The organism is Cypionkella sinensis (assembly GCF_042646385.1).
Classification (GTDB): domain Bacteria; phylum Pseudomonadota; class Alphaproteobacteria; order Rhodobacterales; family Rhodobacteraceae; genus Cypionkella; species Cypionkella sinensis.
In genome coordinates this window covers 676,722-701,793 of the sequence record NZ_JBHRTO010000002.1, presented here as the reverse complement: position 1 = coordinate 701,793, position 25,072 = coordinate 676,722, and the positions used below count along the sequence as shown (strand labels likewise).

The window sequence follows — 25,072 nt, the reverse complement described above, 5'->3', positions numbered from 1 at the left end:
GGACAGGCGCCCGCGTGGGCGGTTTGCCCCTGAAGTCAGGCCAGCCATAAATCCACTCAGGTCCGCTCCGGGCGCTGACCGGGCCTTTGGTGCCCGGCGCTTACAGCGGCACTTGCATCGCGTGGCGACTGCGGTGGCCATAGCCATATTGTTCAAGATGAATGTCGATCAGCCCTCGTTCGGCTGGCAAACATAGCAGGTTTGCCAACAAGAACGGAGACCAACAAAAACAGGCACCGCTGTCTTGCGACAGCGGTGCCTTATCGGGCAGGTTCAGCGACGGTCTACGCTACGAGGAGTTACGCAGACCGCGGCTTCCGGCCAGAATGTCCATCGCCTCATGCGCGCGGCGACGCTCATGCGCCAGCAGGCGCCGGGTTTCTTCCAACAAACGGTCCCGCTCTTTTGCCAGTTTGCGCTCTTGCGACGGCTGGCGCAGCCAAGCGGCCGTGACTGCGGCCCCCAAGGCCAAAGCCGCGCTGGTGACGGCTACGGGGTGATCGTTGACCACCTTTGCGGTCGAATTGCGCAGGGAAAGCTGTGCCTCATAAGCGGCTTCGCGTGCGGCGAGGATACGATCCTGAGCCGAGCTCGAAAGCTGCTCCAACCCGCGACGCATGGCCTTGCGCACATCCTGCGCCAGATCGGCCAGCACGGCTGCGCGCTGTTTGGCATAGTCCAGACCATCAAGCGCCAAGGATTCCAGCTTGTGCAGGCTGACATTGGCCTGCGCGCGCAAAGCCTCGGCTTCTTCGATCCAATCGAAATCATCATCTTCGATGGGCTGAGCCGGGCCACCTTCGTCTTCCCAGCGCGCCTTGGCCTCAAAGCTGGTGCCGCTGAGGCCATTCTCCAAAACAGGCTCGGGCTTGCGCCGCAGCATGTACCACGCCAGACCAGCCCCCAGCACCGAAACGATAACTGGATTGGCACGGGCAACCTGACCCACGGTTTGCGCATGGTTCAGCAGATCGGTGGCCACGCCGGGGCGGGCAAAGCGATCACCCAAGGCAGACAGCGAAGCTTTCAAAGCGGCGCGATCTTGCTGCATCCGCTCTTTCACCAGATGGGGTTCAATTTTATCCATTCGCATCGGACTCTCCTGTCGTTGCGCCTATTCGGCGGGGACACTGGGTTTGAAGCGGGTCAGACCCTTGCCCACATTTTGAAACGTTTGCGTTGCTTGCGGGCGCGGCTGTTCAAGCAGCGACAACCCCCAGCTTATGCAGAGATATGCCGCCATCAGCAGCACCGCGCCAACCGTCAAGCCGGCAGTCCCAGCTGTCAGCCCCATCGCGACCAAAGCCGCGACGCTTGCCCCGGCAAGCAGGTTCAGCGCAATCACGCCAAACATCGCTGCCATGACGAACTGAACCGCAGATCGCCGCATCGCACGCATGTTTTGCCGCACTTCGGTCTTGGCCACGGCAGCTTCGCCGCGCACCACCCGGTCCACTCCGTTCAGCACGTCGCTGAACAGAACGAAGCTGTCGCGGGACTGCGGCGCGCTCATCCGCGGCGACCGGGATTGCGGGATTTCGATTGCAGCAGTTGTGCAAACACGAAGCCCAATGCGGCTGCACCAATCGCGACGGTGCCGGGGTTGCGGCGGGCGTAGGCCTTGGTGCTGGACACCAGATCGCTGATCGAGCCTGCGCGCAAATGGTCGGCCACGTCAGACACGCCACCGGCAACGGCTTCTACCACGCGGCCAGACGCGGCGCGGGTGCCATCGGCGGCATCATGCAGCGCCTTGGCCAAGCGATCACCGCCATCAGCCAGTTTCGATTTCGCCGAACGGAAGCCCGATTGCGCGGCATTGCTGAGATCGTCCAGGCGGTCTTCGGCAGCCGCGGCGGCTTCAGAGGCCTGCGCACGGATTTTGCGCGATGCGGTCTGACCAAATTCTTTCGCGTCATCCACCACATCGGCCGCATTGTCGCGTGCTTTGCGGCCCAGTTGAGACGCTTTCTCGGCTGCGGTATCGACAGCCTCATCAGCCACAGCTTTGGCGTTTGCGACGGAGTCTTTCAGGGAGTTCGCGTTCATCTTCTGTCCTTTGTCTCATAACGCAGCCATGCGTCTGGAGAAGCCCCAGACGGGCAGGCCGCAGATCACAGTTGAAACCTTGGCAGCAGGGCGGGCCGTGCCACCGCGATACGGACGGTTCAAGTCCTGGGCGCAGGATTGGGGTGCTGGCCCGAGATAGTGCCGTCCTTGGCATCACTGACCCGATAACGTCGCTTGCCTTGAATTGGTTCCCAAGAAAAAGCGATCGTTGGTGGAATGATCGCAGCCCGATGATTGCCCGCACCCTGCATGACATCTGTTCGCTCAGACATGCAGAATAGGGCGCAGCCGAAATCTTATAAAGCTTCGCCGCCTGGCATCGGAATCTGCCATGGGAACCAGACACTGGCCTGCGTGTTGATACAGCATCACTGCACCGACAGCCGCCGCAACGCTGTCACATCCTACAGGAGAATGATCATGTTGAGCTGGGCTTTGACCTTTCTTGTTATCGCGCTGATCGCCGCTGCTTTGGGTTTTGGCGGCATCGCCGGCACCTCTGCCGGGATCGCTCAGATCCTGTTTTTCATCTTCTTGGCGCTGTTCGTCATCTCGATGATCGCGCGTTTGATGAACGGGCGTTCGCGATTCTGACACGCCTTTCTGACCTCCCAAGCCTTCTGCCCGGAAGGACACCTTAAGGCCGCAGGTTCGCCCTGCGGTCTTTTTTGCATGTTTCAGACTGTTTCAGCGATGTGTGGCGGGGGACATATCTCTGCCAACGGTTGATCTGCAAATTTCTTCAAAAATCAGAATGCGTATTTCAAAACGCGTAGATTTAATTCATGTATGCAAAACCGCGATGTGAATCGGCTTTAGATGCAAGGTAGGCGAGATATGAACGGGATCGAAGCCCCCTCGCAAGTCTGGGTGTGCCCGACCGAGAAGTCGCAGGGTATTCTGGGGTTTGTCACGGCGATGACGCTGGCCAAGCGTAGCTTGCCTTACGAGGTGGGCTTCGCCAGTTGTGCCTTTGGTCTGGCCTTGTACATCCGCTTTCTGTGCGATCCGATCCTGCCGCCCGGTTTCCCGTTTTTGACCTTCTTCCCGGCGGTGTTGCTGACATCGGCCTTTGCCTCCGTGCGGGCGGGAACGGTCGTTGCGGTGGCAAGCGGTTTGGCATCGCGCTATTTCTTCATCGCGCCAGTGGCCTCGTTTGGCCTGAGCGGGGCTTCCGCCGTGGCGATGGCGTTTTACACGCTGGTCGTGATGACCGAGATCTTGCTGATCACGGCGATCAAGCAAACCCTGTTGCGCCTGCGCGCGTCGCAGCAGCGCAGCGCCGATCTCGCAACCTCGCGTGAGTTGATGTTTTCTGAATTGCAGCATCGGGTATCGAACAATCTTGGCACGGTGGCAGCACTTTTGCGGCTTCAGGCAAGCCAGACCAAGGATGCCGAGGCCAAGCAGGTGCTGTCGATGGCGCAGGTGCGGATCGCCACGATCTCGCGGCTGCAACGCAGGCTGCATTCGCCCAACATCCAATCTGTCGCCGTGGCCGATTTCATTCGGGACATGGCGGCAGATACGATTGATGCGGCAGGGGCAGGCAGCAATGTCTCGCTGCAATTCAATCTGGTCCCCGTGCAAGTGGTCCACGAAAAGGCCATCCCGCTGGGGCTGATTGTCAGCGAGTTGCTGATGAATGCGGTCGAACACAGCGCGGGGCGCGATGCAGAATCGGTGGTGATCACCATTTCCCTGTCACAGCACCCGCGCGAGGGTGGCGGAAATCTGGTGACGCTGGATGTGAACGATTCCGGCAAAGGCGTGCCCGAGGGCTTTGATATCGAGACATCGAAAAGCCTTGGCATCAGCATTGCCCGGCAATTTGCCACGCAGTTGTCGGGCAAACTAAGCCTGTTCAACGCCCCCGATGGTGGCGCGATCGCGCGGTTGCAGTTCGAGAATTAAGGCAAGCTGCCGCAATAGCCCCTTGTTTCGATGTTTCCATGCCATCAACGATGCGCGGTAATACCCCGGATAGAACGCAAGCGCGCCCCGATCCTGCCCGATTTGGGATCAATAAGGGTCCATCTGCCCACTCTGCTCGCTTGGGGAAAACAATGGACCGACTAACCGAAATGGAAGCCTTTGCCACGGTCGTAGACCAAGGCGGCTTCACCGATGCTGCGAAGAAGATGGGGATTTCGAAATCTGCCGTTTCGAAACACGTCTCTGCGCTGGAGGCCCGCCTTGGCGCGCGTCTTTTGAACCGAACCACTCGCCGTGTCTCACCCACCGAGATCGGCCTTGCCTATTACGACCGCGCCCGCCGCGTGCTGAACGATGCCGGAGAGGCCGACGCCTTGGTGACGTCGATGCAATCCGCACCTTCGGGCCTGCTGCGAATTTCTGTCGCGACCGATTTCGGCGTTAACCTGCTGTCGCCAATTCTGGGCGATTTCCTGCTGGAATACCCCGACATCACCGTCAACATGGTGCTGAACAACCGCTATGTGGAATTGATCAGCGAAGGCTTTGATATGGCTATTCGGGTTGGGGAACTCGAAGACAGCTCACTCCGGGCCCGCAAGCTGACCGACACCACCAAGCGGATGATCGGCAGCCCGTCGTATTTCCAGAAATACGGTCGCCCGATGAAGATCGACGATCTGAACGACCACAAGCTGCTGCACTATTCCAACCAGGCCAATGGCAACGTCTGGAAGGTCATCGCGCCGTCAGGTGAAAAGCGTCAGGTGCGCACGGCTGGCTGGCTGACCGTCAACGATGGCCAAAGCCTGCTGAACGCGGCGATTTCGGGCCTTGGCATCGCCTATCTGCCCAGCTTCCTTTATGCTGATGCGATGAAAGCCGGTCAGGTGGAAGAGGCCATTCCGGGCCTGCCAGTGGAAACCCTGGGCATCTACGCCGTCTATCCGCCGGGTCGGTTCACTCAGCCGAAAGTGCGCGCCTTCATCGACTTTCTGGCGCGGCGGTATCTCGATAAAGGCCCCGATCTTTGGTGACACCAAAGCCATTCCCAAGCGCCAAGACAGTTTTGTAAGTGGTGCGATGGTTATTGCAGGGTCGAGGTCAGCACGACCTCGACCCTGCGATTTTGTTGCTGGCCTTCCGGCGTCTGATTGCTGGCGCGCGGCGCAAGTGGCCCCACGCCATTGGCGCTGACCTGCGCTGCCGCAACGCCATATTGCGCAATCAGACTTTGCCGCACACTTTCGGCGCGTTTCTTTGACAGCGCGATATTGCTGGCCATGCCGCCCGAAGCATCGGTGTGGCCCACCAAGGTCACGGCTTGGCTGGGGTTGGCCTGCAACCACTGCGCCAGCGCGGTAAGCGATGGATAAGTGCCGTCGCTCAGCGCCGAAGACCCCGATCCGAACACCAGATCGTCCAGCACCATCGCCTGCCCAAGGTCCAGCGTTTTGCCAATATCCGTATCGGATTGGGACGGTGCAGCGGGCTTTGCCGCAGGTGTCAGCGCAAAATTCCCGGTCTGCGGCGAAGTGATTGCAGCAGTAGCAGCCTTCGCCGCACCGCCGATCTGCGTCAATTGCACATAGGCGTTTTCCGGCGATTTGCTGACCATCAGGCCCAGGTATTCCTGCCCATTCGCCCCCACGCGCTGCGCCGCCAAATAGCGGTAATCGCCCAGATCAACATGCATATCCGGTTCGGCCACCACTTCGCTGCCATAGCGGAAATCATAGCCACCGCAGGCTTCGGTTTCGCATTCAAAGATCACCTTGAAACCCGCCGCCGCGATCTGCTGGCGCAAGGCATTTGTCACCTCAAGCGTCGAAGCTGCGGGCAGCGCAATCCGCCACGCGGTTTGCTCCAGATTGCCTTCGGTCAGTTCTGACGCGATCTGGCCATTCTGAAACGGGCCTACGGCCAGGCGGAAAGAGGCCAGCGCCTCGCTGCGTTCGGCGGTTGTGACGGCGGGGGCGGGAAACTGCAGCTTCAACTGCGGGGCCGCCTGCGCCGATGCGGCACAAAGGCTTAGGCAAAACGCCACGGGCAACGGGCTGATGTTCATGGTTCTGGCCTCTGTCGGGCTCATTTCTGTCGATAGTGATACTGTCCCACAATCGTCATCCCCAAGGAAGCATAAAGCCTGCGCGCCGGATCATTGGCGACCGTCACCACCAAAGACAGCGTATCTGCCCCATTTTGTTGCGCCCACACCGCCGCCGCCCGCAAGATATTGTGCGCGGAACCCTGCCGACGTTGGCTGGGTGTCACCTCAAGCGCGTGCAGCATCGCAACATTGTCATGGATCGCCACAAACGCCGCGCCCGCCGCGCGATCCTGCGCACGGCCCAGAATGACGGTTTTTGGCCCCTGCACCCGCTCCATCACCGCCAAACGTGCCGGACCAATCCCACCTTCGACCCAAAGATCGGCAGCAATCGCCATCGGCGGCCAATGCGGAAAGGTGGTCATATGTTCGGGCGGCTGTGTCATTCCCGCAAGGGCGGCGGCATAGGCCACCACCGGATCAACGATCCGATACCCGCGCGCCATCAGCGCCTGATCCAGCGCGCCATCACCCTCGCGGATCAGGAAAAGCGCCGGCTGCTGCAAGCCGGCCATCGCGGCTTCCGCCTGCGGAATGTCAGTGTCTTGCCAAGTGCCCTCTGCCGTCGTGGCCGATACCCGCTTGCCGCCGCCCTGACCGTTGCGAATGGTCCAAGGCCCCAGTGCCGATGTGGCGGCTGGCCCCCAAGTGGCCTCCATCACCGCCAAAAGGTGTTCAGGCGTCATCCAAACAGCTCCGTCAACTGCACCATCGCCGCGTTCAGCCGCGCGGCATCGGTGCCCCGGATCACCAGATTGGTGCCATAAGCGCCGTTCTGGGTGAACGGATATGACCCCATCGACAGATCGGGAAATGCCGCCGCCAAAGCGCCAAACTGCGCCGCAATCTCACCCTCGCCCCGCAAAACGCGCAAATTCTGGCTCAGCAGCGGCGGTCCTCCCGTCAGTTGCGGCAGCACCGAGGCCAGCATTGCCTCAAAGATATTCGGCACCCCCGCCATCACATGCACATTGCCAAGGCTGAACCCCGGCGCGATGGAAACCGGATTTTCGATCAGCACCGCGCCATCGGGGATGCGCGCCATCCGCTGCCGCGCCTCGTTGAACGGCAAGTTCTGGCGCTGATAATGCGCCGTCAGCAGCGCCACCGCATCATCGCGCAAGCCAATATGCACGCCAAAAGCCGCTGCGATCGCATCGGCGGTGATGTCGTCATGGGTGGGGCCAATACCGCCAGATGTGAACAGATGGTCATATTTGCCGCGCAACGCATTCACGGCGGCCACAATCTCGGCATGGTCATCCGACACCACCCGCGCCTCGGCCAGCGTGATGCCGTGCTTGGTCAGCGCGCCCGCAATATAATGCAGGTTGGAATCGCGGGTGCGGCCTGACAGAATCTCGTCACCGATCACCAGCATCGCGGCAGTAGGGTTGGGCATGGAACGCTCCTTTTCTTGTGGGCAGCATAGGTCAACTGGGGCGCAACAGGCCAGAGCGCACTGCACCTCTGGCAAACTGCCGCTGCATCGCTTATTTAAGCCGAAACCGGAGGATGACCCGTGGAAGAGATCCGTGGCCGCGTGACCAAGAATGGCATTCGCATTTATGAAGATGCGGATTTCGCAGGCATGCGCGCGGCGGGCCGATGTGCGGCGGAAATTCTGGATATGGTGGCCGATCTGGTCAAGCCGGGGGTGACGACCGCCGCCATCGACGATTTCATTCGCGAAGAGATCGAGCGGCGCGGCGTGGTCTCGGCCACGATTGGCTACAAGGGCTATCAACACGCCTCGTGCATCAGCGTCAACCACGTGGTCTGCCACGGGATTCCGGGTGCCAAGGTGTTGGCGGACGGCGATATTCTCAACGTCGATGTGACGGTGATCGTCGATGGCTGGTTCGGCGATACCAGCCGGATGTATGTGGCAGGCGCTGTGCCGCGCAAGGCCGAACGGCTGATCGAGGTCACGCATGAATCGCTGATGCGCGGTATTGCGGCGGTGAAGCCGGGCAATACCTTTGGCGATATCGGTTATGCCATTCAGTCTTATGTCGAGGCCAACCGCATGTCGGTGGTGCGCGATTTCTGCGGCCATGGGCTGGGGCTGGTGTTCCACGCGCCGCCAAACGTGCTGCACTATGGCCGCCCCGGCACGGGGGCTGTGCTGGAAGAAGGCATGATCTTCACCATCGAGCCTATGGTGAACCTGGGTCGCCCCGAAACCAAAGTGCTGGCAGATGACTGGACGGCGGTGACGCGCGACAAGTCGTTGTCGGCGCAGTTTGAACATTCGGTCGGCGTGACGGCAACGGGGTGTGAGATTTTCACCCTGTCACCCGCAGGCAAATTCCACCCAACCTGGGGCTGATCGGCGGGCTAAAGACCCAACAATCCCGGCAAGTCTTTCATATCGCTGAACAGAATCGCCCCCTCGGCGGCAAGGGCCTCGCCGCCATGTGCGGCATAACCATAGCAGCGCATCCCGGCACGCGCCGCCGCCCGCGCGCCGGTGGCGCTGTCCTCGATCACCACGCAATCGGCGGGGGCGGTCTGCATCGCCTCGGCGGCCAGCAGATAGACATCCGGCGCGGGTTTCGGTTTGCCGATGCTTTGGCCTGAAAACAGCCCTTTGAAGCGCTCGGTCAACCCATGCTGCCCCAAGGTGATTTGCATCTTCTCTGCCGAGCCGTTTGATCCCATCGCAAACGGAATCCCCGCCGCATCCAAGGCATCCAGCACCGCCAGAATCCCCGGCACCAACGGCGTGCCCAACCGCAGTTCAGCATAAAGCCGGGCGTAGAAATCATCGCACCAATCGGCGGGCAGGCTGGCCCCCATGCCGTTGGCCTTCTCGCGCAGGCCTTGCAGCGTCATGCCCAGAAAGATCTGCGGTAGATCGCCGATCGGCAGCGGCAGGCCAAATCGGGTCAGATCGCGCGACAGCATCTCAAACAACATCGGTTCGCTGTCCACGACAACGCCGTCACAGTCGAAAATTACAGCTTTCGGGGTCATTCCGGGGCTTTCAGGATGGTGACAAGCGTGTCACCATATTTGCGTTGATCCATCTGCGCGAAGCCAGAAGGAGGGTTGGGAGGAAGGCTTTCCTCCCATATAACAAGAGCTTCCGGCACAAGCCACGGTGTCAAAGCGGCCAGCGCCACCTCACCCATCGCCTTGCCATAAGGTGGGTCAAGGAAAACCACGTCAAACGCAGCGCCTAGGTTCAGGCCGGGTTTGGTAGCATCGCGGCGCAGGATCTCGCAGCGATCCTTGGCCCGCATCAGCGCGATATTGCGCTTCAGCAGCGCCAAACCCGCAGCACCATTCTCGATGAAACTGGCCGAAGCAGCGCCCCGCGACACCGCCTCCAGCCCCAACGCGCCGGTGCCCGCGAACACATCCAACACCCGCGCGCCCTGCAACGGATTGCCATAGCCGCCATTGATCAGCAGGTTAAAGATCGACTCGCGCACGCGGTCCGAGGTGGGGCGCAGATGCGCTTTCGCATCGCCCGTCCCAACCTCTGCCAGATGCAGTCCGCGCGCCGATCCGCCGATGATCCTCATGCTTTCAGCAGCGATTTCATCTCAGTGGCGGGGTCGGCCAGCGCGGCTTTCGACGGCGATTTACCGCTTTCAATCAACCGCTTGCCGACCATATAGGCCCGCGGATCGTTCATCGCATCGACGGCGAGCAAAGTATCGCCCTGGAAATACCAGAAGCTCACGCTGCCGCCATCCGGTCCACGGGTGACGATGTTGTCATAGCCCACGTTCAGCCCGGCGATTTGCAGCTTGCAGTCGTATTGATCCGACCAGAACCACGGCTGCGCCTCATAGACCACGCCCGCGCCCAGGATATTCTCGGCCACAGTTTCGGCCTGATGGATCGCATTGCCTACCGATTCCAACCGCCAGCGCCCGCCCTTGTGCGGGAAACTGGCGCAATCGCCTGCAGCCCAAATGTGCGGATCGGTGGTGCGGCCAAACTCATCGGTCTTGATGCCGTTCTCAATCGCCAGCCCCGCCGCCTCGGCAAGGCCTGTGCCGGGCAGAATGCCGACACCTGCGATGATGAAATCGGCGGGCAGTTCGGTGCCATCGCTGAGCCTCACGCCCGAAACCCGGCCCTCACCCAAGATCTGCTCCAACCCCGTCGATTCAAGGATCTTCACGCCATGCGCCGTGTGCAGCGCGCGGAAGTAATCGGAGGTTTCAGGTGCCGCGACCCGTTGCAGAATGCGCGGGGCCATCTCGATCACCGTCACATCCAGCCCAAGTTTCGCGCCCACCGCTGCCGCTTCCAGCCCGATATAGCCGCCACCGATCACCACCAGCCGCCGCCCCGGCGCGAATTCCGGCTTCATCGCATCGACATCCGCCAGACTGCGCACCGTATAAATCCCGGCCAAGTCGCCGCCGATCTTGCCGGGCAGCCGCCGCGGATATGACCCGGTGGTCAGCACCAGCGCATCATAGGAAATCACATCATTGCCGATCATCACCTTGCGGGTAATCGGCTCAATCGCCGAGACTTTTTCGCCCAGTTTCAAGGTGATATCATGCTCGGCATAGAAATCTGGGCCGCGCAGCCACAGCCGTTCTTCCTCCATCTCGCCCAGCAGATAGGCCTTCGACAACGGCGGGCGTTGATAGGGTGGCGCGGCTTCATCGCCGATCAGCGTGATGCCGCCTTGATGACCCAACGCGCGCAATTTGGCGACCAGGGCCGCTCCAGCCTGACCTGCTCCGATGACGACGATATCCATGCTGCGCACTCCCTCTGGTCGAATGTTCGCGCGGACCCTATATCCCGCAGGACAGGTAACGCAACGCGAGAGGGATAGAATATGACGATTTCTGTTGGGGCCAAACTGCCGGACGCATCCTTGCAGATCATGGGCGGAAACGGGCCAGAGGCCGTATCGCTGGCCTCGAAACTGGCTGGCCGCAATGTGGTGATCTTTGGGCTTCCCGGCGCTTACACTGGCACCTGCACCACTGCCCACGTGCCAAGCTTTATCCGCACCAAGGAAAAACTCGCCGCCAAAGGCGTGGACGAGGTGATCTGCCTGTCGGTGAACGACGCCTTCGTGATGAAGGCTTGGGGCGATTCGACCGGGGCCACCAACGCGGGCATCACCATGGCGGGCGATGTGGATGCGGGTTTCACCAAGGCCATCGGCATGGAATTTTCCGTGCCCGCAATCGGCTTCTTTGACCGCTCCAAGCGGTATGCTCTCTATGCAGTCGATGGCGTTGTGAAGGTGCTGCACGCTGAAGAAAACGCCGGTCAGTGCGATATCTCCGGCGGCGAAGCCATGCTGGCAGCGATCTGAGCAATTTGTGACTCTGCGTTCGCATCAATATGAATGCAGAGTCACAAACCCTAAGCGATCCGGTTTGCGCGGGTTTCGCAGAGGCAGGAAATCGGCTCGGAATGGTTGCGAACAACCTCGACCCCGCCCGCGATCTTGTCCATCTGTTTCGCCAAGGTGATGTCCAACGCCGACAACCCGTTGCAATCGTGTGTGACCAGCGTGACATCCACGATGTTGAATTTATTCGACCATTCCGGGTGATGGTTCAACTTTTCCGCCGCCAGTGCCGCGCGCGACATAAATCCCCAGGCTTCGGAAAAATTCTTGAATTTCCAAACCTTGCGGATTGCATCGCGGTCTGGCACCGCGCCCCAGCCGGTTTCGCCCAAGGCGGGCAGCGCAGCGCGATCTTCGGTGCTCAGCAGTTCAGCCATTGGGTTTCCTTTCAATCTTCTGAGGACACGCGCCGGAATGGTCCGTAGGCGGTGAGAACCTCGATTTCCTCATCAACAGCGCGGCGTTCTTCGACAAGATAGCGCGCCACCGCGTCGCGGAAAGCCGGATCGGCGATGTAGTGCAGCGAATGCACCGGCATCGGCAGATAGCCGCGCGCCAGCTTGTGTTCCCCCTGCGCCCCAGCTTCAACCCGTAACAGGCCCTGCGCAATCGCCCAGTCAATCGCCTGATAATAGCACAACTCGAAATGCAGGCAGGGGTGATCCTCGATACAGCCCCAATAGCGGCCATAAAGCGTATCCCGCCCGATGAAATTTAGCGCGCCCGCAACCGGAATTTCGCCGTTGAACGCCAGCACAAGCAACACATCCTCGCGCATCGTGGCTTGAATTTCATCGAAGAACGCGCGCGTCAGGTATGGCGTCCCCCATTTGCGGCTGCCCGTATCCTGATAGAAAATCCAGAACGCATCCCAATGCGCAGGCTCGATCTCATCCCCCGTCAGCGCGCGGATGGTCAGCCCCGACGCACGCGCAGTTTCGCGTTCCTTGCGGATCATCTTGCGTTTGCGGCTGGAGAGATCGGCAAGAAAATCATCAAAGCCCGCATAGCCGCGATTCTCCCAGTGAAACTGCTGGGTGATGCGGTGCAACATGCCATGCTGGCCCGCCAAAGCCTCGGCCTCGTCCTGAGTGCAGAAGGTGATGTGCAGCGATGACAGCTTGTTCTGCTCGGTCACGCCAATCGCGGCTTCCAGCAGGGTTTCGCGCAAGCCGGGATCGCCCAAAAAACGCGGCCCCGTGGCTGGGGTGAAGGGCACCGCCGCTTGCAGTTTCGGATAATACCGCCCGCCCGCGCGTTCGAATGCCTGCGCCCAGCCGTGATCGAAGATATATTCGCCCTGACTGTGCGATTTCACGTAAAGCGGCAGGGCCGCAACCGGGGCCTGATCGCGCAGGATCAACGGGCGCGGCTGCCAGCCCGTGCCTTTGCCGGTGGAATGTGAACGCTCCAGTGCCGACAAAAACCGATATGTGGTGAACGGGTCAGCCGGGCGACCGGGTTCGGGGCAGGCAAGGGCATCCCATTCCGCCGCCGTCAGCTCTGCCATGCCGTCAAGAAGCTCTGCCTGCATCATCCGCCTGTGTTTTAAGCCAAGGCTGGGGGCCGTGTGGCCCCCAGACCCCGATGAGTTCTGCCTGTGCAGCAGATGGGGTGGGGCCTGATTTCGTCAAGCGCTCAGGGCTGCGGCATAGCCTTCGAAGGTGACATTCTGTGCCACCTTGCGCGCCTCTGCCTCGGCTGCCGGGGATCGGATCGTCCAGCACAAAATTGCAGCACCTTGCGCTTTCAGATCAGCCACGCGGGGGCGGGACAGGTCGGCGGCTTCGTGGCTGATAAAGCTGGACAAAGTGCGGTCGTAATCGGGGATCGCGCGCAGTTGACTGCAGGTTTCAGCCGCCAGCGGCGCCCAGTCCGTCGGATCATAGGCCGAGGTGGTCAGCCCGCGCGGGATGGCGGGGGCAAGGCGCGCCATATGCGCGATGGAATGCGGATTGAACGACATCACCGCGACCGGACCTTTGTCATCAGCCAGCAGCGCGGCGGTCGCAGCCTCGAGCCGGCCATCGGTGTCAGACATGGTGTCGGTCTGGTCCTTGATCTCGATCAGCAGCGGGGTGCGGCCCGCCACCAGCGTCAGGATTTCCGCCAGCGTCGGGATTGTCTCGGCGCTGTCGCGCAAGCTGATCCGCGACAGTTCTGCGGCGGTGTGATCCTTGACCAGCCCGGTCGCAGGCGTAAGCCGATCCAGCGCCTCATCATGGAACACCATCGCCACGCCATCGCTGGACAGTTGCAGGTCGATCTCGATGCCATAGCCCGCCGCAATGGCCGCCGTGATGGCCGCCCGAGAATTCTCGGGGCGGCCTTGTGCGCGGTCATGGTAGGCGCGGTGGGCGAGGGGGGCGGTGAGAAACCCGGCGGGCAGGGGCGCGCGCATCACTTGATCTCGAAGATGCCTTCGATCTCCACCGCCACCCCGAACGGCAACGACGCTGCGGAAACCGCCGAGCGGGCGTGGCGGCCTGCATCCCCCAGCACGGCAACCATGAAATCGGATGCGCCGTTGATCACCTTGGGTTGGTCAACGAAATCGGCGGTGGAGTTCACGAAGCCCACCAGTTTCACTGCCCGCACCACGCGGGAAAGATCGCCGCCGCAGGCCTTCTTCAACTGCGCCAGCAGGGAAATCGCGCAGGCCTTCGCGGCTTCGGCCCCTTGTTCAATCGAAAGATCCGCCCCCAGCTTGCCCTTGATCTGGCCGCTGGCATTGGCGCTGATCTGGCCCGAGATATGCACCAGATTGCCGGTCTGAACGAAAGGCACGTAATTGGCCGCAGGCGCTGGGGCGTCGGGCAGGGTGACGCCAAGTTCGGCGAGGCGGGCTTCGATGCTGGACATGGTCGGGCTCCTGATCTGGTTTGGCGCAGGCTATCCGGGGCAGAGCATGGGGGCAAGACTTGGCTGGTCCCAACTCGGGACCTTTTTTGATATGACTAATCAATGGGTTAGCATAGTGGATTTAAGGAAATCTTAACGATTTGGCCCGTTCACAGGCTTTGGCAATGGCAGGGCGCGGCCATCCGGGTGCGCGGAAGGGGTACGGGGAGGGCTTGGCCCTCCCCGTATGCCGTCAGCCCTCGCGGAACGCCATTTTGAAGTAATCGGTGAACGGCTTCAAAAGATAGCTCATCGGAGAGCGTGCGCCAGTCTCGATAAACGCCTCCACCGGCATACCGGGCAGCAGGGTTTGCTCTTTCAGCTTGGCCAATTCGCCCTCATCCAGCAAAATCTCGGCGCGGAAATAGCTGGCTTGGGTGCGTTGATCGACCAAGGCATCGGCAGAGATCGTCGCCACATGGCCGAAAATCTCGGGCGTGGTGCGGGCCGAAAACGCCGGGAAGGCAAGGCGCACCTTTTGGCCGACATGCACCTCGTCGATATGGATCGGCTGCACCTGCGCGGTGATCACCAAGGGGCGGTCTTGCGGGATGATGTAAAGCACAGGCTCTGCCGGGCGCAGCACCGAGCGTGGCGAGGTGACTTGCAGCCCCAACACCAGCCCTGCCACCGGCGCGCGAATGTCCAGACGCGCGATGCGTTCGATCAACGCGCGGCGACGCTCGACAAGTTCCAGCACTTGCGGGCCAAGATCGCGCAACTGGGTGTTCGCCTCTTCGCGCCGGACCGCAGCCAGACGCAACACCTCCAGATCAATCTCGGTGCCGCGACCTTCGGCTTGGGCTTTCGAGGCGATCAACTCACCCATGCTGCCTTGCAACGAGGCCTTGTTGCGCTCCAGTTCCAGCACCCGGCTGGATTGGGCAAGGCCCTTGTCCAGCAGCGTTTGCTGCGCGGTCAGTTCCTGTTCGATCAGGGCAAGCTGTTGCTGCAAGGCTGCGATCTGCGCATTCACGCCATCAATCTGCGAGGCGATCTGACCTGCGCGTTTGCCCAGTTGCTCGGTCTGCCGGGCAAGACTTTCCTTGCGGGCGGCGAAAAGCTTGCGCTGGCCTTCGATTTGCTCGGCCACATCGGGGCGGGTTTTGGCCAGATCGACCAGTTCGCCGGTAAAGCTGGGCGCGTCTTTGTCGTCACGCTCTGCCTCCATCCGGGCGCGGCGGGCGAGCATCTCGAAAAGCTGGCCCTCGACAATGGCCAGTTCCGATTGCAGCAGGCTGCCATCCAGCCGGATCAACAGATCGCCAGCTTTCACCGCCTGTGCCTCTTTCACCGCGATTTCCGCGACAACGCCGCCGTCGGGGTGGTTCACAATCTGCTTGTTCTTTTCGACCTCAAGCTGGCCATTGGCCACGATGGCACCGTCGATTTCGGTGGTCAGGGACCAGCCACCAAAGCCGAACACCAGCAGGGCGACAGTGACAAGCCCGATGATCACCGGGCGCTTGGCCGACCATGCCGGGGCAAGGGTAGAGGGCGGATTGGCTGCGGATGCCACGGGGGCAACAGCGGTCGGTTTCACCGGGGCGGGGGTTTGGTTCATGATACGCCTCCGGGCGCGGTCGCAGTTGTGATCTGGTTATGGTTCTTCACCATCTCACGCAGGACGGCATCGCGGGGGCCAAAGGCGCGGCGCATCCCGTCTTCCAGCACCAAAAGCAGTTCACATTCCTGAATGGCGGCGGGGCGGTGGGCCATGATCAACACAGCGCCTCCTGCCTCTTTGGTGGTGCGAATGGCGGTGTTCAGCGCAATTGTGCCGTCGTTGTCGAGGTTGGAATTCGGCTCGTCCAGCACCAGAATCACCGGGTTGTTGTAAAGCGCACGCGCAAGGCCGATGCGCTGGATCTGCCCGCCCGACAGGCGGCCGCCGATCTGGGAAATCCGGGTGTCATAGCCTTCGGGCAGTTTGATGATCATGTCATGCGCTGCGGCCCGCTTTGCAGCGTCAACGATCTTGGCGGCATCGGCATGGTCTTGCAGGCGGGCGATGTTCTCGGCAATCGTGCCGTCAAACAGGGTGATGCGCTGCGGCAGATAGCCGATGTAGCTGCCGAGGATGTCGGGGTCGTATTGATCCAGCGTTGCGCCATCCAGACGCACCTTGCCGCCTGCGGGCTTCCAGACGTTGATCAACGCGCGGGCAAGGGTGGATTTGCCCGCACCTGATGGCCCGATCACACCCAAAGCCTGCCCCGGCTCCAGCCGGAAGTTGATCGCCCGCAGCACGGCTTGCTGTTCGCCGGGGGGGATCACGGTCAGGTTCTGCGCCTCAAGCACGGCTTTCGGATGCGGCAGGGCGGTGCGCGGTTGTTCTTCCGGCACGCGCGACAGCAGGTCCGACAGGCGGCGGTTGGCTTCCTGCGCGCGGGTGATGATCGCCCATTGGCCGATGACTTGCTCGATCGGTGACAGCGCGCGGCCCATCAGGATCGAGCCTGCGATCATCGCCCCCGAGGAAAGTTCGCCCTTCAGCACCAGCCAGGCCCCCATGCCCAGCATCGCCGATTGCAGAAACACCCGGAAGGTCTTGCTGATGCCGCCAAAGCTGCCCGCCAGATCGCCCGCCTTGATGCTGGCGGCAAGGGCCGCCCCGCGCGCCTTTTGCCAGCGGTCAAAGGCGGCGGTGGTCATGCCAAGCGCCTGCACGGTTTCGGACTCGCCCTTGATCAGGTCAGACATCCGCTCTGCCCCCAAGGTCAGGTTGTTGGTGCGGGTGAGTGGCGCAAGGGTCAGGCGCTGGTTCAGGATGGTGACGATCACCAGAATGATGCCACCCACCAGCGACAGGATGAACAGATAGGGGTGGAAGATGTAGATCGCGATGAAGAACAACGGCATGAACGGCAGATCGAAAAGCGCCAGCAGCACGGGTGAGGCCCAAAGCCGCTGGATCGCCTCCAGATCGCGCTGCGCGGCGATGGCGGTGGGCTCGTTCGGTTGCAGGGTCAGGCGGCGCATCGCGGCAGAGAACACCCGGCGGTCGAGCCGATCCTGCATCTTTGCACCGATGCGCGCCATGACGCGGGCGCGGACGTTATCCAGAATACCAAGCGCGAGGAACAGGAAGGTGACAAGCACCGACAGCGCCACCAGCGTCGCCTCGGATCGGCTGCCCAGCACCCGGTCATAGACCTGCAGCATATACAGCGACCCGGTCAGCTGTAGTGCGTTTGCGAACACCGAGAACAGCGCAACAGCCCACAACAGGCCGCGTTGATCGGCCCGCGCCGCGCGAAGCTCTGCTTCCCCGCGACGGTTATCCATTTGGCTCATCGCCATCTCCGTTTCTGCCCGTAGCCTGTCTGGCCGCAGCCCATTTTTATGGCCAAAGGATCGGCGGAAATCATCCAGCGTCACCGCTTGGCCACGTTTGGCCGTTGTCTTAACCTCTTGCGCCGCTTATCCCTTGTCTTTCACCGACAAAATCTATGTGTGACGCGTAAAGCTCGGCGGGAATGTAGAAGTATGGCGCAAGTGATTCCATCTCTTTCTGAAACAATCCGCCGATTTAGCGCGGTTTGTGTTGGGATTGCATTAACGCTGGCAATAGCGGGGTGCGCCAAGGCTCCGGTATCGGACACGGTGAATGATCCGGCCGAGGGATTTAACCGCAAGGTGTTTGCCTTCAACGTCGCCGTCGACAAGGCCGTCTTGCAGCCTGCTTCGGATGTGGCGGGGTCCGGGCGCGGCCCGATCCTGACCGGCGTGCATAACTTTGCGGCCAACCTCGACACCCCCGGCGATATTCTGAACAACGTGCTGCAGGGCCGTTTGATGAAGGCTGCGGCCAACACGCTGCGCTTTGGCGTCAACACCACGGCGGGGATCGGCGGGCTGTTCGACCCCTCAACTGCGCTTGGCCTGCCCGCACAGGAAACCGACTTTGGCGAGACGCTGTATGTCTGGGGTGTGGGCGAGGGCAACTATCAGATGTTGCCGCTCATCGGCCCCTCGACCGAGCGCGACACCGCTGGCCTGATCGTCGATTACGCGATCAACCCGCTGCGCTTTGCCATCAAATCGCCGGAAAGTGATTATGTGACGGGCGCGAAGGTGATTGATAAGATTGGATCACGCGCACGCCATAGTGATACGGTGGATTCGATCCTATATGACAGCGCAGACCCCTACGCGCAGGCCCGCCTGCTGTATCTGCAAAATCGACACTACACGCTGGGCGAGGCCCCATCGGATGCAAACTTTGAGGACCCTTATGCACAATAACCATTCCATGATGTCGCGTCGCCGCTTTGCAGCAGGCTTTGCGCTGGGTTCGGTTGCACTGGCCCTGCCGCTGCCGTCGCTGGCGCTGACGGTGGATGATGCCAAGGACATGATCGGCAAGGCTGTGGCCGAGATCAACACGACCATCGCCAGCGGCAAATCGCAAACCGCGATGTATGGCGATTTTGAGCGGATTTTCAGCCGCTACGCTGACGTTCCGACGATTGCACGTTCGGCTTTGGGTGTGGCGGCGAAAAAGGCTTCGTCTGCGCAGATGGCCAGCTTTACCAAGGCGTTTCAGGGCTACATCAGCCGCAAATATGGCTCGCGCTTCCGCGAATTCATTGGCGGCTCGATCGAAGTCACCGACGCCCGCCCGATCAAGAGCTATTACGAGGTGATCTCGGTGGCGCATCTGAAGGGGCAGGCACCGTTCGATCTGCGTTGGCATGTGTCGGACAAGTCTGGCAAGAACCTGTTCTTCAATATCATCATTGAAGGCGTGAACATGCTGGCGTCCGAGCGCACCGAGATTGGCGCTATGTTGGACAAGCGCGGCGGTGATATCGACAAGCTGATCGCGGATTTGAAGACGGCCTAAGGATGGCATGAAGAAGGTGCGTGCAAGCACGCACCCTACGGCCAAGCAGACAGCCTAAGCCCGGAATCAAGGCGCTTTAGCGCCGCCGGGCAGCGCCAGACCGCCCCCTCGGGCGGGCGCTATTGCGATCTCTCGCCTAGAATCTCTGGGGGGTTGGCTGACCCATAAACCGCCTAGAACCTATGTAGTTCGCCCACCCGGCGGTCAGGCGCTGCCCTGTGTTGCGCGCACAAACGAGCCCCCATCACCCCGCCGCCCCGGACTTGATCCGGGGCCTCATGGCGGATGAAGCGAGGCCCCGGATCAAGTCCGGGGCGGCGGGGGTTAGGGGATGGAAACAGCGCGGGATAACCCGTGCAAAATGCCACTCACCACAACATCTTGTGGAATCCGGGCTTAAACCCGCCCGAAACCACAAGTCATTCCCAGATGGGAAGCGATTTCCACCGCCCTGCCACCACGCCCTCGCTGCCAAAACCAGCGTCAGTTGCCGCTTTTCAGGATGTCTTTCAACAACGCTTCAACCTGATCATCGCTGGGGTTCATCAGCGGCACAGAAGGCTCGGACGGCTGCTGCTGATAGCTGGGGTCTTCCGCATAGGGGTCAACCGGCTGGCTAGAGGCGTTGGCAGCATTCGGCGGCGCGCGGTATTCCGGCACGATCAGCGGCAGTTCGGTGACAGGCACGCCATCTTCCACCCGTGTCATCACCTCGTGCCAGATCTCGGCAGGCAGACCGCCGCCCGTCACACCCTTCAACGGCGTGTTGTCATCATAGCCGATCCAGACACCCGCCACATAATCGGCGGTAAAGCCGATGAACCACGCATCCCGCGCAGCACTGGTGGTGCCGGTCTTGCCCGCAGCAGGGCGGCCATCCAGCCGCGCACGGGTGCCGGTGCCACTATCGACGACCTTTTCCATCATGAAGGTCAGCAGTTTGGCGGCCTTTTCCGAGATCACCCGTTCGCCAATACCCCCGCCCGCACCCATCAGGCTTTCGTCCTCGCCTTTCAGCTTCAACTCGACCAAGCCATAGGGCGTTACCGACGAGCCACCGTTCAGGATGCCGGCATAGGCCCCGGTCATCTCGATCAGCGTCGATTCTGATGCCCCCAGTGCCAGCGCGGGGCCAGCGGCCAGGTCAGACTGAATGCCAAAACCCTTGGCAATTGCCGCCACCGCATCGCGCCCGACTGCTTCGGAAACCTTCACCGCCGGAATATTGCGGCTTTCCTCCAAGGCTTGCGTCAGGGTGATCAGGCCTTTGAACTTGTGATCGTAGTTATCCGGTGTCCAGGCTCCTGATCCGGGGATATGCAGGGTCAGCGGCACGTCCTCGACATAGTCCGAAGGCGACCAGCCCAGATCAAGCGCGGCGGCATAGACAAAGGGTTTGAACGACGATCCGGTCTGGCGCAGCGCTTGCGTCGCGCGGTTGAACGCGCCCGCACTTTCGGTTTTGCGCCCGCCAACCATGGCACGCACGGCGCCATCCGCGCTCATCACCACAATCGCGGCTTGGGCCTTGGAGCCCTTGGCCACCTTGTTGTCGAACACCCAAGCAAGGGCATCTTCTGCGTCTTTTTGCAGTTTCTGGTCTAGCGTGGTGCGCATCACAACGTCTTCGGTGGTGGTCTTGGTCAGGAAGTCGGGCGCGGTCTCCATCACCCAATCGGCAAAAAAGCCGCCAGATTTGGTCTGCGCCGCCTCGGAAAGTTGGGCCGGGTGCGCATGGGCATCGGCGGCTTCCTCCGGCGTGAGATAGCCCTGCTCAGCCATCAGGTCGATGATCACATCCGCACGATCCTGCGCGCGTTTCAGGCTGTTGGTGGGCGCGTATTTCGACGGCGCTTTCAGAAGCCCCGCCAGCATCGCGGCCTGTGCCGGGGTCAGATCATTGGCCGAAGTGCCGAAATAACGCTGGGCGGCGGCCTCAAAACCCCGCGCACCGGCACCCAGATAGGCGCGGTTGAAGTAGATCGTTAGGATTTCTTCCTTGGTATATTTGGCTTCCATCGCGATGGCATAGGGGATCTCTTTCAGCTTGCGCTTCACCCCGCCGGATCGGCAGTCAGCTTCATAGTCCGCTTCGGATTTCCATTGTTTCGGGTCATAGGGCACGCCCAGACACAGAAGTTTCGCCACCTGCTGCGTGATGGTCGAACCGCCGTTGCCTTCCAGCGGCCCACGCCCTGCCGCGAGGTTGATGCTGATCGCCGAGGCAATACCGCGGGGCGAGACGCCAAAGTGGTGGTAAAACCGCTTGTCTTCGGTCGCGATCACCGCATTTTTCAGATAGGGTGAAACCGTGTCGGCGGTGATCTGGCCACCAAACGTCTCACCGCGCCAGGCGAACACGGTATCGTTGCGGTCCAGAAGGGTGACAGAGCCTTTGGCCCGGCCATCGAGCAGCGCCTCAACTGGCGGCAGTTGCTGGTAGAAGTAGAACACGATGCCCGCCAGCACCATGCCGCCCACCGCCGCGATGCGCCAGAACGTGCCCCAGATGATCCGCCAGATCGCGCGCACAAACCGCGTCAGGATGTTGCCCGAGCGTGGCGCAGGCGTCTTGCGTGGGGCAGGTTTCTTCGGCGGCGGAGTGCCGCGCCCGCCAGTGGTGGCTGCCTTTTGCGTGATATACCGCCGGTCTGCCACCAGCGATTTTCCGCCTTTGCCCGATGTCGCCATGCCTGTTTGTGCCCTTTTAAGCGGTTTTCAGCACTCTACCCGGTTCGGCGGGGAATGCGAAGCGGGGCGGCGTCCGATTCGCGGTTCCTTGCCGCTTAAATTTGCGCCGCGTGGTGGCTATCGAGATTAAATTTTAGGCAATACCCCGGCGCGCCCATTTTTTACGCCGCCGAAAACTTGTGCTGCACCTGCGAACGCCGCCTGATCATCGGCGAGGGCCGCCAAGGGCCTTGGGAAACAAAGGGGTGCATCGTGAAAATGATCATAGCCGCCATCAAGCCCTACAAGCTGGACGAGGTGCGCGAAGCGCTGACCGCGATCGGCGTGCAAGGGATGATGGTGACGGAAATCAAGGGCTTCGGCATGCAGTCGGGCCACACTGAAATCTACCGTGGTGCAGAATATGCGGTGAATTTCGTGCCGAAGATGCGGCTGGAGATCGTGGTCAGCGATGCGCTGGCCGATACGGTTGTGGACGCGATCACCAAGACAGCGCGCACCGGCAAGATCGGTGACGGCAAGATTTTCGTGTTGGATGTGGAGCGTGCCTTGCGGGTGCGCACCGGCGACGTCGATGACGACGCGCTGTGAGAGGGGACAGAACATGCTGAAGAAACTAGGACTTACGGCGGCGGCGATCATGGCGGCCTTGCCTGCTTTGGCGCAGACCGCGACGGATGCCACCGCTCCGGTGGTTGAGGCTGTGGCCGAGGCTGCGGCCCCGGTGATGGACAAGGGCGACGTGTCGTGGATGATGACCTCGACCGCCCTTGTGCTGTTCATGACCATTCCCGGCCTTGCGCTGTTCTACGGCGGCTTGGTGCGCAGCAAGAACATGCTGTCGATCCTGATGCAGACCACGCTGATCGCCTGCCTCGTCATGGTGATCTGGGCGGTTTACGGCTATTCGGTGACGTTCGGCGGCGGCACCTCGCCCTATTGGGGCGGCTTCGGCAAACTGTTCCTGTCGGGCGTGACCGCTGACAGCATGTCGGCGACGTTCTCGGCGGGCTATGTGATCCCGGAATATCTGTTCATCGCCTTCCAGATGACCTTTGCCGCAATCACGCCCGGTCTGATCATTGGTGCCTTCGCCGAGCGCGTGAAGTTCACCGCTGTTCTTGCCTTCTGTGCACTGTGGGTGACGTTCGTCTATTTCCCGGTCGCGCATATGGTCTGGGATGCTTCGGGCCTGATCTTCAACATGGGCGCGATTGACTTTGCAGGCGGCACGGTTGTGCATATCAACGCCGGTATTGCGGCCTTGGTCGGTTGCCTTGTGATCGGCAAGCGCGTCGGCTACGGCAAGGAAAACATGGCACCGCATTCGATGGTGATGACCATGATCGGCGCGTCGATGCTGTGGGTTGGCTGGTTTGGTTTCAACGTCGGCTCCAACCTGGAAGCCAACGGCGGTGCGACGCTGGCGATGATCAACACTTTCCTCGCGACTGCTGCGGCTACGCTGGCTTGGTCGGTGCTGGAAGGCATTCAGCGCGGCAAGGCTTCGATGTTGGGGGCTGCTTCGGGTATGGTGGCTGGTCTGGTCGCGATCACCCCGGCTTGTGGCACGGTTGGCCCGATGGGCGCGATTGCGCTGGGCATCATCGCGGTGCTGGGCTGCTATTTCTTCGTCACCGTGGTGAAGAACAAGCTGAAATATGACGACAGCCTTGACGTGTTCGGCGTGCATGGCGTGGGCGGCATCATCGGTGCCGTGCTGACGGGTGTGTTCTCGGCAGGCAGCTTGGGCGGTGTGAAGGGCGATGACTATTCCATCGCAGCACAGACCTGGATCCAGATCGAGGCTGTGGCAATCACGCTGGTCTGGTCGGGTGTGATCTCGTTCATCCTCTACAAGCTGGTGGATATGACCATCGGTCTGCGCGTGGATGCCGACACCGAGCGTCAGGGGCTGGACCTCGCCAGCCACGGCGAAGCGGCTTACCACGGCTAATCTGAGGCTTTACAGGCAAGCAAACGGCAAAGGCCCGCAGATTTCTGCGGGCCTTTGGCATGGGGGTGTCGACAATTTATCTCGGGTAGTCTGGCGAAGGCCATTGCCTTCGCCATGCGGTGCAGGTGCCGTTGAAACCGCCGGGCCTCTATGGCCCGGCCAGCGCCCGACCCGCCCTCGGCGGGCGCTTCTCGCCCACCGGGTCGGGCGCTGGCCTCAATGGGTTTCTCGCTGACGTGACTTCAGAGGCAAACCGCGCAAGCGGGCGGGGAAACGCAATGCGTTTCCTGCTCCCGCCCGGATTTGACTAGCTGCAAGCGTGTGAATGTTGATCGGCTCTAGGCGGCGAGGCTGATGACGGCGGTGCCTGCCACGGCGAGGATGGCACCGAGCCATGCCCAGAGGCCGGGGGCGCGGCGGCTGGTGGCCCAGATCATTGGCAGGATCAGGATCGGCGTCATCGAGGACAGGGTGGTGACGATGCCGACCTCTCCATAAGACAGCGCCGCCATCATCAAGGACATGCCCAGAAACATGCCGAACAGGGCAGAGAGGCTGACATCCCGCATCGCGCGTGGCCCCGGCAGCCGGGCAGCGCGGGCGAAGGGAAAGGCCATCAGCAGGATGTAGAACGCCACGCCAAGACCCGAGCGGATCGCCATGGCGGTGAAGGGATCAACGCCGCTGGCCATCGCGGGGCGGGCGAACAGGCTGCCCCCGGCTTGGCCTATCGCGGTGATCAGGCCCAGTGCCACGCCCAGCAGGGGCACGCGGCGGGGTGGGGCATCGGCGGTTTTCTCGGGCATGGCGACGGCGAACAGGATGCCCGCGACGATCATCGCGATGCCAAGCCCTTGGGTGGCATTGATCGTCTCACCCAGAAACAGATAGCCGAGCAGAAGGGCGAAGGGCGAGGCCAGTGCGAAGAACATCGCGGTGACGCGGGGGCCGGTGACGTAGATGGTGGCGAAGAAGGTGGTCGAGGCCAGCATGATGCCAGAGGCGGACGATGCGCTGAGCAGGCCGAATTGCGTCAGTGTCAGCCCGCGCCAGCCGCCGATGGCGATGGATGCGGTGGCGGTCAGGGCAAAGGCGATGCTCATTTGCCAACGCGCCAGTTGAAACAGGCCCATGCGGGTGCTGACCGAACTGATCAGCATCGACGACAGGGCAAAGCTGCTCGCCGCTGCCAGCGACAGGGCAATGGCGAGCATG

26 protein-coding genes are annotated in these 25,072 nt (G+C 61.5%); 9 read left to right on the top strand and 17 right to left on the bottom strand.

Annotated elements, in window-relative coordinates; all coding sequences use genetic code 11:
• Positions 1–289: 289 nt before the first annotated feature.
• From ACFOGH_RS18515 to ACFOGH_RS18505, 3 genes are read right to left on the bottom strand one after another with little or no spacing between them, the layout of a single operon-like run.
• Positions 290–1,093 (bottom strand): hypothetical protein, encoded by an 804-nt coding sequence (locus ACFOGH_RS18515; RefSeq protein WP_380074654.1) that lies wholly within the window; start codon positions 1,091–1,093, stop codon positions 290–292.
• Positions 1,094–1,114: 21 nt separating this feature from the next.
• Positions 1,115–1,513 (bottom strand): phage holin family protein, encoded by a 399-nt coding sequence (locus ACFOGH_RS18510; protein ID WP_380074653.1) that lies wholly within the window; start codon positions 1,511–1,513, stop codon positions 1,115–1,117.
• Positions 1,510–2,049 carry a hypothetical protein gene (locus ACFOGH_RS18505; protein ID WP_380074652.1) on the bottom strand — a complete coding sequence of 180 codons (540 nt, stop codon included), beginning with the start codon at positions 2,047–2,049 and terminating at the stop codon, positions 1,510–1,512. The genes ACFOGH_RS18510 and ACFOGH_RS18505 overlap by 4 nt, the downstream gene beginning before the upstream one ends.
• A gap of 441 nt (positions 2,050–2,490) precedes the next feature.
• Between ACFOGH_RS18505 and ACFOGH_RS18500 the strand changes: the two genes are divergently transcribed.
• From ACFOGH_RS18500 to ACFOGH_RS18490, 3 genes are all read left to right on the top strand, one after another.
• A complete protein-coding gene (locus tag ACFOGH_RS18500) occupies positions 2,491–2,664 on the top strand; it encodes a DUF1328 domain-containing protein (protein WP_380074907.1) in 174 nt (57 codons plus the stop codon).
• A 243-nt stretch (positions 2,665–2,907) separates the two neighbouring features.
• Positions 2,908–3,984, top strand: coding sequence for a sensor histidine kinase (locus ACFOGH_RS18495; RefSeq protein WP_380074651.1), 1,077 nt, complete (start codon positions 2,908–2,910; stop codon positions 3,982–3,984).
• 152 nt (positions 3,985–4,136) lie between these two features.
• Positions 4,137–5,042, top strand: coding sequence for a LysR family transcriptional regulator (locus tag ACFOGH_RS18490; protein ID WP_380074650.1), 906 nt, complete (start codon positions 4,137–4,139; stop codon positions 5,040–5,042).
• Between the two features lie 50 nt (positions 5,043–5,092).
• Here the strand turns inward: ACFOGH_RS18490 and ACFOGH_RS18485 are convergent, their stop codons facing one another.
• From ACFOGH_RS18485 to ACFOGH_RS18475, 3 genes are read right to left on the bottom strand one after another with little or no spacing between them, the layout of a single operon-like run.
• Positions 5,093–6,073 (bottom strand): OmpA family protein, encoded by a 981-nt coding sequence (locus ACFOGH_RS18485; RefSeq protein ID WP_380074649.1) that lies wholly within the window; start codon positions 6,071–6,073, stop codon positions 5,093–5,095.
• A 20-nt stretch (positions 6,074–6,093) separates the two neighbouring features.
• Positions 6,094–6,801: a GNAT family N-acetyltransferase gene (locus tag ACFOGH_RS18480; protein ID WP_380074648.1), complete on the bottom strand. Its 708-nt coding sequence runs from the start codon at positions 6,799–6,801 to the stop codon at positions 6,094–6,096.
• Positions 6,798–7,517, bottom strand: coding sequence for a competence/damage-inducible protein A (locus tag ACFOGH_RS18475; protein WP_380074647.1), 720 nt, complete (start codon positions 7,515–7,517; stop codon positions 6,798–6,800). The genes ACFOGH_RS18480 and ACFOGH_RS18475 overlap by 4 nt, the downstream gene beginning before the upstream one ends.
• 120 nt (positions 7,518–7,637) lie before the next feature.
• Here ACFOGH_RS18475 and map point away from each other — a divergent pair, with 120 nt between their 5' ends.
• The gene (gene map, locus ACFOGH_RS18470; protein ID WP_380074646.1) at positions 7,638–8,447 is read left to right on the top strand and encodes a type I methionyl aminopeptidase; all 810 of its coding nucleotides are present in this window, start codon (positions 7,638–7,640) and stop codon (positions 8,445–8,447) included.
• Between the two features lie 8 nt (positions 8,448–8,455).
• On the opposite strand, the gene ACFOGH_RS18465 is transcribed toward map, so the two are convergent.
• From ACFOGH_RS18465 to ACFOGH_RS18455, 3 genes are read right to left on the bottom strand one after another with little or no spacing between them, the layout of a single operon-like run.
• Entirely contained in the window at positions 8,456–9,094 is a 639-nt protein-coding gene (locus ACFOGH_RS18465) for an HAD family hydrolase (protein WP_380074645.1), read from the bottom strand.
• Positions 9,091–9,648 carry a 16S rRNA (guanine(966)-N(2))-methyltransferase RsmD gene (gene rsmD / locus ACFOGH_RS18460; RefSeq protein WP_380074644.1) on the bottom strand — a complete coding sequence of 186 codons (558 nt, stop codon included), beginning with the start codon at positions 9,646–9,648 and terminating at the stop codon, positions 9,091–9,093. Before rsmD ends, ACFOGH_RS18465 begins: the two co-directional genes overlap by 4 nt.
• The gene (locus ACFOGH_RS18455) at positions 9,645–10,850 is read right to left on the bottom strand and encodes an NAD(P)/FAD-dependent oxidoreductase (protein ID WP_380074642.1); all 1,206 of its coding nucleotides are present in this window, start codon (positions 10,848–10,850) and stop codon (positions 9,645–9,647) included. The genes rsmD and ACFOGH_RS18455 overlap by 4 nt, the downstream gene beginning before the upstream one ends.
• A gap of 81 nt (positions 10,851–10,931) precedes the next feature.
• Between ACFOGH_RS18455 and ACFOGH_RS18450 the strand changes: the two genes are divergently transcribed.
• A complete protein-coding gene (locus tag ACFOGH_RS18450; protein ID WP_380074641.1) occupies positions 10,932–11,420 on the top strand; it encodes a peroxiredoxin in 489 nt (162 codons plus the stop codon).
• A 50-nt stretch (positions 11,421–11,470) separates the two neighbouring features.
• On the opposite strand, the gene ACFOGH_RS18445 is transcribed toward ACFOGH_RS18450, so the two are convergent.
• From ACFOGH_RS18445 to ACFOGH_RS18420, 6 genes are all read right to left on the bottom strand, one after another.
• Complete coding sequence (locus tag ACFOGH_RS18445; protein WP_380074640.1) at positions 11,471–11,836, bottom strand: 4a-hydroxytetrahydrobiopterin dehydratase; 366 nt, start codon at positions 11,834–11,836, stop codon at positions 11,471–11,473.
• 11 nt (positions 11,837–11,847) lie between these two features.
• A complete protein-coding gene (locus ACFOGH_RS18440) occupies positions 11,848–12,993 on the bottom strand; it encodes a GNAT family N-acetyltransferase (protein WP_380074639.1) in 1,146 nt (381 codons plus the stop codon).
• Positions 12,994–13,089: 96 nt separating this feature from the next.
• A complete protein-coding gene (locus tag ACFOGH_RS18435) occupies positions 13,090–13,860 on the bottom strand; it encodes a glycerophosphodiester phosphodiesterase family protein (protein ID WP_380074638.1) in 771 nt (256 codons plus the stop codon).
• The gene (locus tag ACFOGH_RS18430; protein ID WP_380074637.1) at positions 13,860–14,321 is read right to left on the bottom strand and encodes a RidA family protein; all 462 of its coding nucleotides are present in this window, start codon (positions 14,319–14,321) and stop codon (positions 13,860–13,862) included. The genes ACFOGH_RS18435 and ACFOGH_RS18430 overlap by 1 nt, the downstream gene beginning before the upstream one ends.
• Positions 14,322–14,553: 232 nt before the next feature.
• Positions 14,554–15,924 (bottom strand): HlyD family type I secretion periplasmic adaptor subunit, encoded by a 1,371-nt coding sequence (locus ACFOGH_RS18425; RefSeq protein WP_380074636.1) that lies wholly within the window; start codon positions 15,922–15,924, stop codon positions 14,554–14,556.
• Positions 15,921–17,657 (bottom strand): type I secretion system permease/ATPase, encoded by a 1,737-nt coding sequence (locus tag ACFOGH_RS18420; protein WP_380074635.1) that lies wholly within the window; start codon positions 17,655–17,657, stop codon positions 15,921–15,923. Before ACFOGH_RS18420 ends, ACFOGH_RS18425 begins: the two co-directional genes overlap by 4 nt.
• 309 nt (positions 17,658–17,966) lie before the next feature.
• On the opposite strand from ACFOGH_RS18420, the gene ACFOGH_RS18415 reads away from it, so the two are divergent.
• A complete protein-coding gene (locus ACFOGH_RS18415) occupies positions 17,967–18,608 on the top strand; it encodes an MlaA family lipoprotein (protein WP_380074634.1) in 642 nt (213 codons plus the stop codon).
• 10 nt (positions 18,609–18,618) lie between these two features.
• Complete coding sequence (locus ACFOGH_RS18410; RefSeq protein WP_380074906.1) at positions 18,619–19,209, top strand: MlaC/ttg2D family ABC transporter substrate-binding protein; 591 nt, start codon at positions 18,619–18,621, stop codon at positions 19,207–19,209.
• Positions 19,210–19,692: 483 nt separating this feature from the next.
• On the opposite strand, the gene ACFOGH_RS18405 is transcribed toward ACFOGH_RS18410, so the two are convergent.
• The gene (locus tag ACFOGH_RS18405; RefSeq protein ID WP_380074633.1) at positions 19,693–21,900 is read right to left on the bottom strand and encodes a transglycosylase domain-containing protein; all 2,208 of its coding nucleotides are present in this window, start codon (positions 21,898–21,900) and stop codon (positions 19,693–19,695) included.
• A gap of 252 nt (positions 21,901–22,152) precedes the next feature.
• Here ACFOGH_RS18405 and ACFOGH_RS18400 point away from each other — a divergent pair, with 252 nt between their 5' ends.
• Complete coding sequence (locus ACFOGH_RS18400) at positions 22,153–22,491, top strand: P-II family nitrogen regulator (protein WP_380074632.1); 339 nt, start codon at positions 22,153–22,155, stop codon at positions 22,489–22,491.
• Between the two features lie 13 nt (positions 22,492–22,504).
• Positions 22,505–23,857, top strand: a complete 1,353-nt coding sequence (locus ACFOGH_RS18395; RefSeq protein WP_380074631.1) for an ammonium transporter — start codon at positions 22,505–22,507, stop codon at positions 23,855–23,857.
• Positions 23,858–24,195: 338 nt separating this feature from the next.
• Here the strand turns inward: ACFOGH_RS18395 and ACFOGH_RS18390 are convergent, their stop codons facing one another.
• On the bottom strand, positions 24,196–25,071 hold the full coding sequence (locus ACFOGH_RS18390; RefSeq protein ID WP_380074630.1) for an EamA family transporter: 876 nt from the start codon (positions 25,069–25,071) through the stop codon (positions 24,196–24,198).
• Position 25,072 lies beyond the last annotated feature (1 nt).

Excerpts from the sequence above, each read along its gene's own strand:
- ACFOGH_RS18435 (WP_380074638.1), bottom strand. The coding sequence starts at position 13,860 with ATGCGCGCGCCCCTGCCCGCCGGGTTTCTCACCGCCCCCCTCGCCCAC.
- ACFOGH_RS18495 (WP_380074651.1), top strand. The coding sequence starts at position 2,908 with ATGAACGGGATCGAAGCCCCCTCGCAAGTCTGGGTGTGCCCGACCGAG.
- ACFOGH_RS18465 (WP_380074645.1), bottom strand. The coding sequence starts at position 9,094 with ATGACCCCGAAAGCTGTAATTTTCGACTGTGACGGCGTTGTCGTGGAC.
- ACFOGH_RS18390 (WP_380074630.1), bottom strand. The coding sequence starts at position 25,071 with ATGCTCGCCATTGCCCTGTCGCTGGCAGCGGCGAGCAGCTTTGCCCTG.
- ACFOGH_RS18500 (WP_380074907.1), top strand. The coding sequence starts at position 2,491 with ATGTTGAGCTGGGCTTTGACCTTTCTTGTTATCGCGCTGATCGCCGCT.
- ACFOGH_RS18515 (WP_380074654.1), bottom strand. The coding sequence starts at position 1,093 with ATGCGAATGGATAAAATTGAACCCCATCTGGTGAAAGAGCGGATGCAG.
- ACFOGH_RS18490 (WP_380074650.1), top strand. The coding sequence starts at position 4,137 with ATGGACCGACTAACCGAAATGGAAGCCTTTGCCACGGTCGTAGACCAA.
- ACFOGH_RS18395 (WP_380074631.1), top strand. The coding sequence starts at position 22,505 with ATGCTGAAGAAACTAGGACTTACGGCGGCGGCGATCATGGCGGCCTTG.
- ACFOGH_RS18405 (WP_380074633.1), bottom strand. The coding sequence starts at position 21,900 with ATGGCGACATCGGGCAAAGGCGGAAAATCGCTGGTGGCAGACCGGCGG.
- ACFOGH_RS18475 (WP_380074647.1), bottom strand. The coding sequence starts at position 7,517 with ATGCCCAACCCTACTGCCGCGATGCTGGTGATCGGTGACGAGATTCTG.
- ACFOGH_RS18480 (WP_380074648.1), bottom strand. The coding sequence starts at position 6,801 with ATGACGCCTGAACACCTTTTGGCGGTGATGGAGGCCACTTGGGGGCCA.
- ACFOGH_RS18440 (WP_380074639.1), bottom strand. The coding sequence starts at position 12,993 with ATGCAGGCAGAGCTTCTTGACGGCATGGCAGAGCTGACGGCGGCGGAA.
- ACFOGH_RS18455 (WP_380074642.1), bottom strand. The coding sequence starts at position 10,850 with ATGGATATCGTCGTCATCGGAGCAGGTCAGGCTGGAGCGGCCCTGGTC.
- rsmD (WP_380074644.1), bottom strand. The coding sequence starts at position 9,648 with ATGAGGATCATCGGCGGATCGGCGCGCGGACTGCATCTGGCAGAGGTT.
- ACFOGH_RS18420 (WP_380074635.1), bottom strand. The coding sequence starts at position 17,657 with ATGAGCCAAATGGATAACCGTCGCGGGGAAGCAGAGCTTCGCGCGGCG.
- ACFOGH_RS18505 (WP_380074652.1), bottom strand. The coding sequence starts at position 2,049 with ATGAACGCGAACTCCCTGAAAGACTCCGTCGCAAACGCCAAAGCTGTG.
- ACFOGH_RS18410 (WP_380074906.1), top strand. The coding sequence starts at position 18,619 with ATGTCGCGTCGCCGCTTTGCAGCAGGCTTTGCGCTGGGTTCGGTTGCA.
- ACFOGH_RS18445 (WP_380074640.1), bottom strand. The coding sequence starts at position 11,836 with ATGGCTGAACTGCTGAGCACCGAAGATCGCGCTGCGCTGCCCGCCTTG.
- ACFOGH_RS18425 (WP_380074636.1), bottom strand. The coding sequence starts at position 15,924 with ATGAACCAAACCCCCGCCCCGGTGAAACCGACCGCTGTTGCCCCCGTG.
- ACFOGH_RS18510 (WP_380074653.1), bottom strand. The coding sequence starts at position 1,513 with ATGAGCGCGCCGCAGTCCCGCGACAGCTTCGTTCTGTTCAGCGACGTG.
- ACFOGH_RS18485 (WP_380074649.1), bottom strand. The coding sequence starts at position 6,073 with ATGAACATCAGCCCGTTGCCCGTGGCGTTTTGCCTAAGCCTTTGTGCC.
- ACFOGH_RS18430 (WP_380074637.1), bottom strand. The coding sequence starts at position 14,321 with ATGTCCAGCATCGAAGCCCGCCTCGCCGAACTTGGCGTCACCCTGCCC.
- ACFOGH_RS18450 (WP_380074641.1), top strand. The coding sequence starts at position 10,932 with ATGACGATTTCTGTTGGGGCCAAACTGCCGGACGCATCCTTGCAGATC.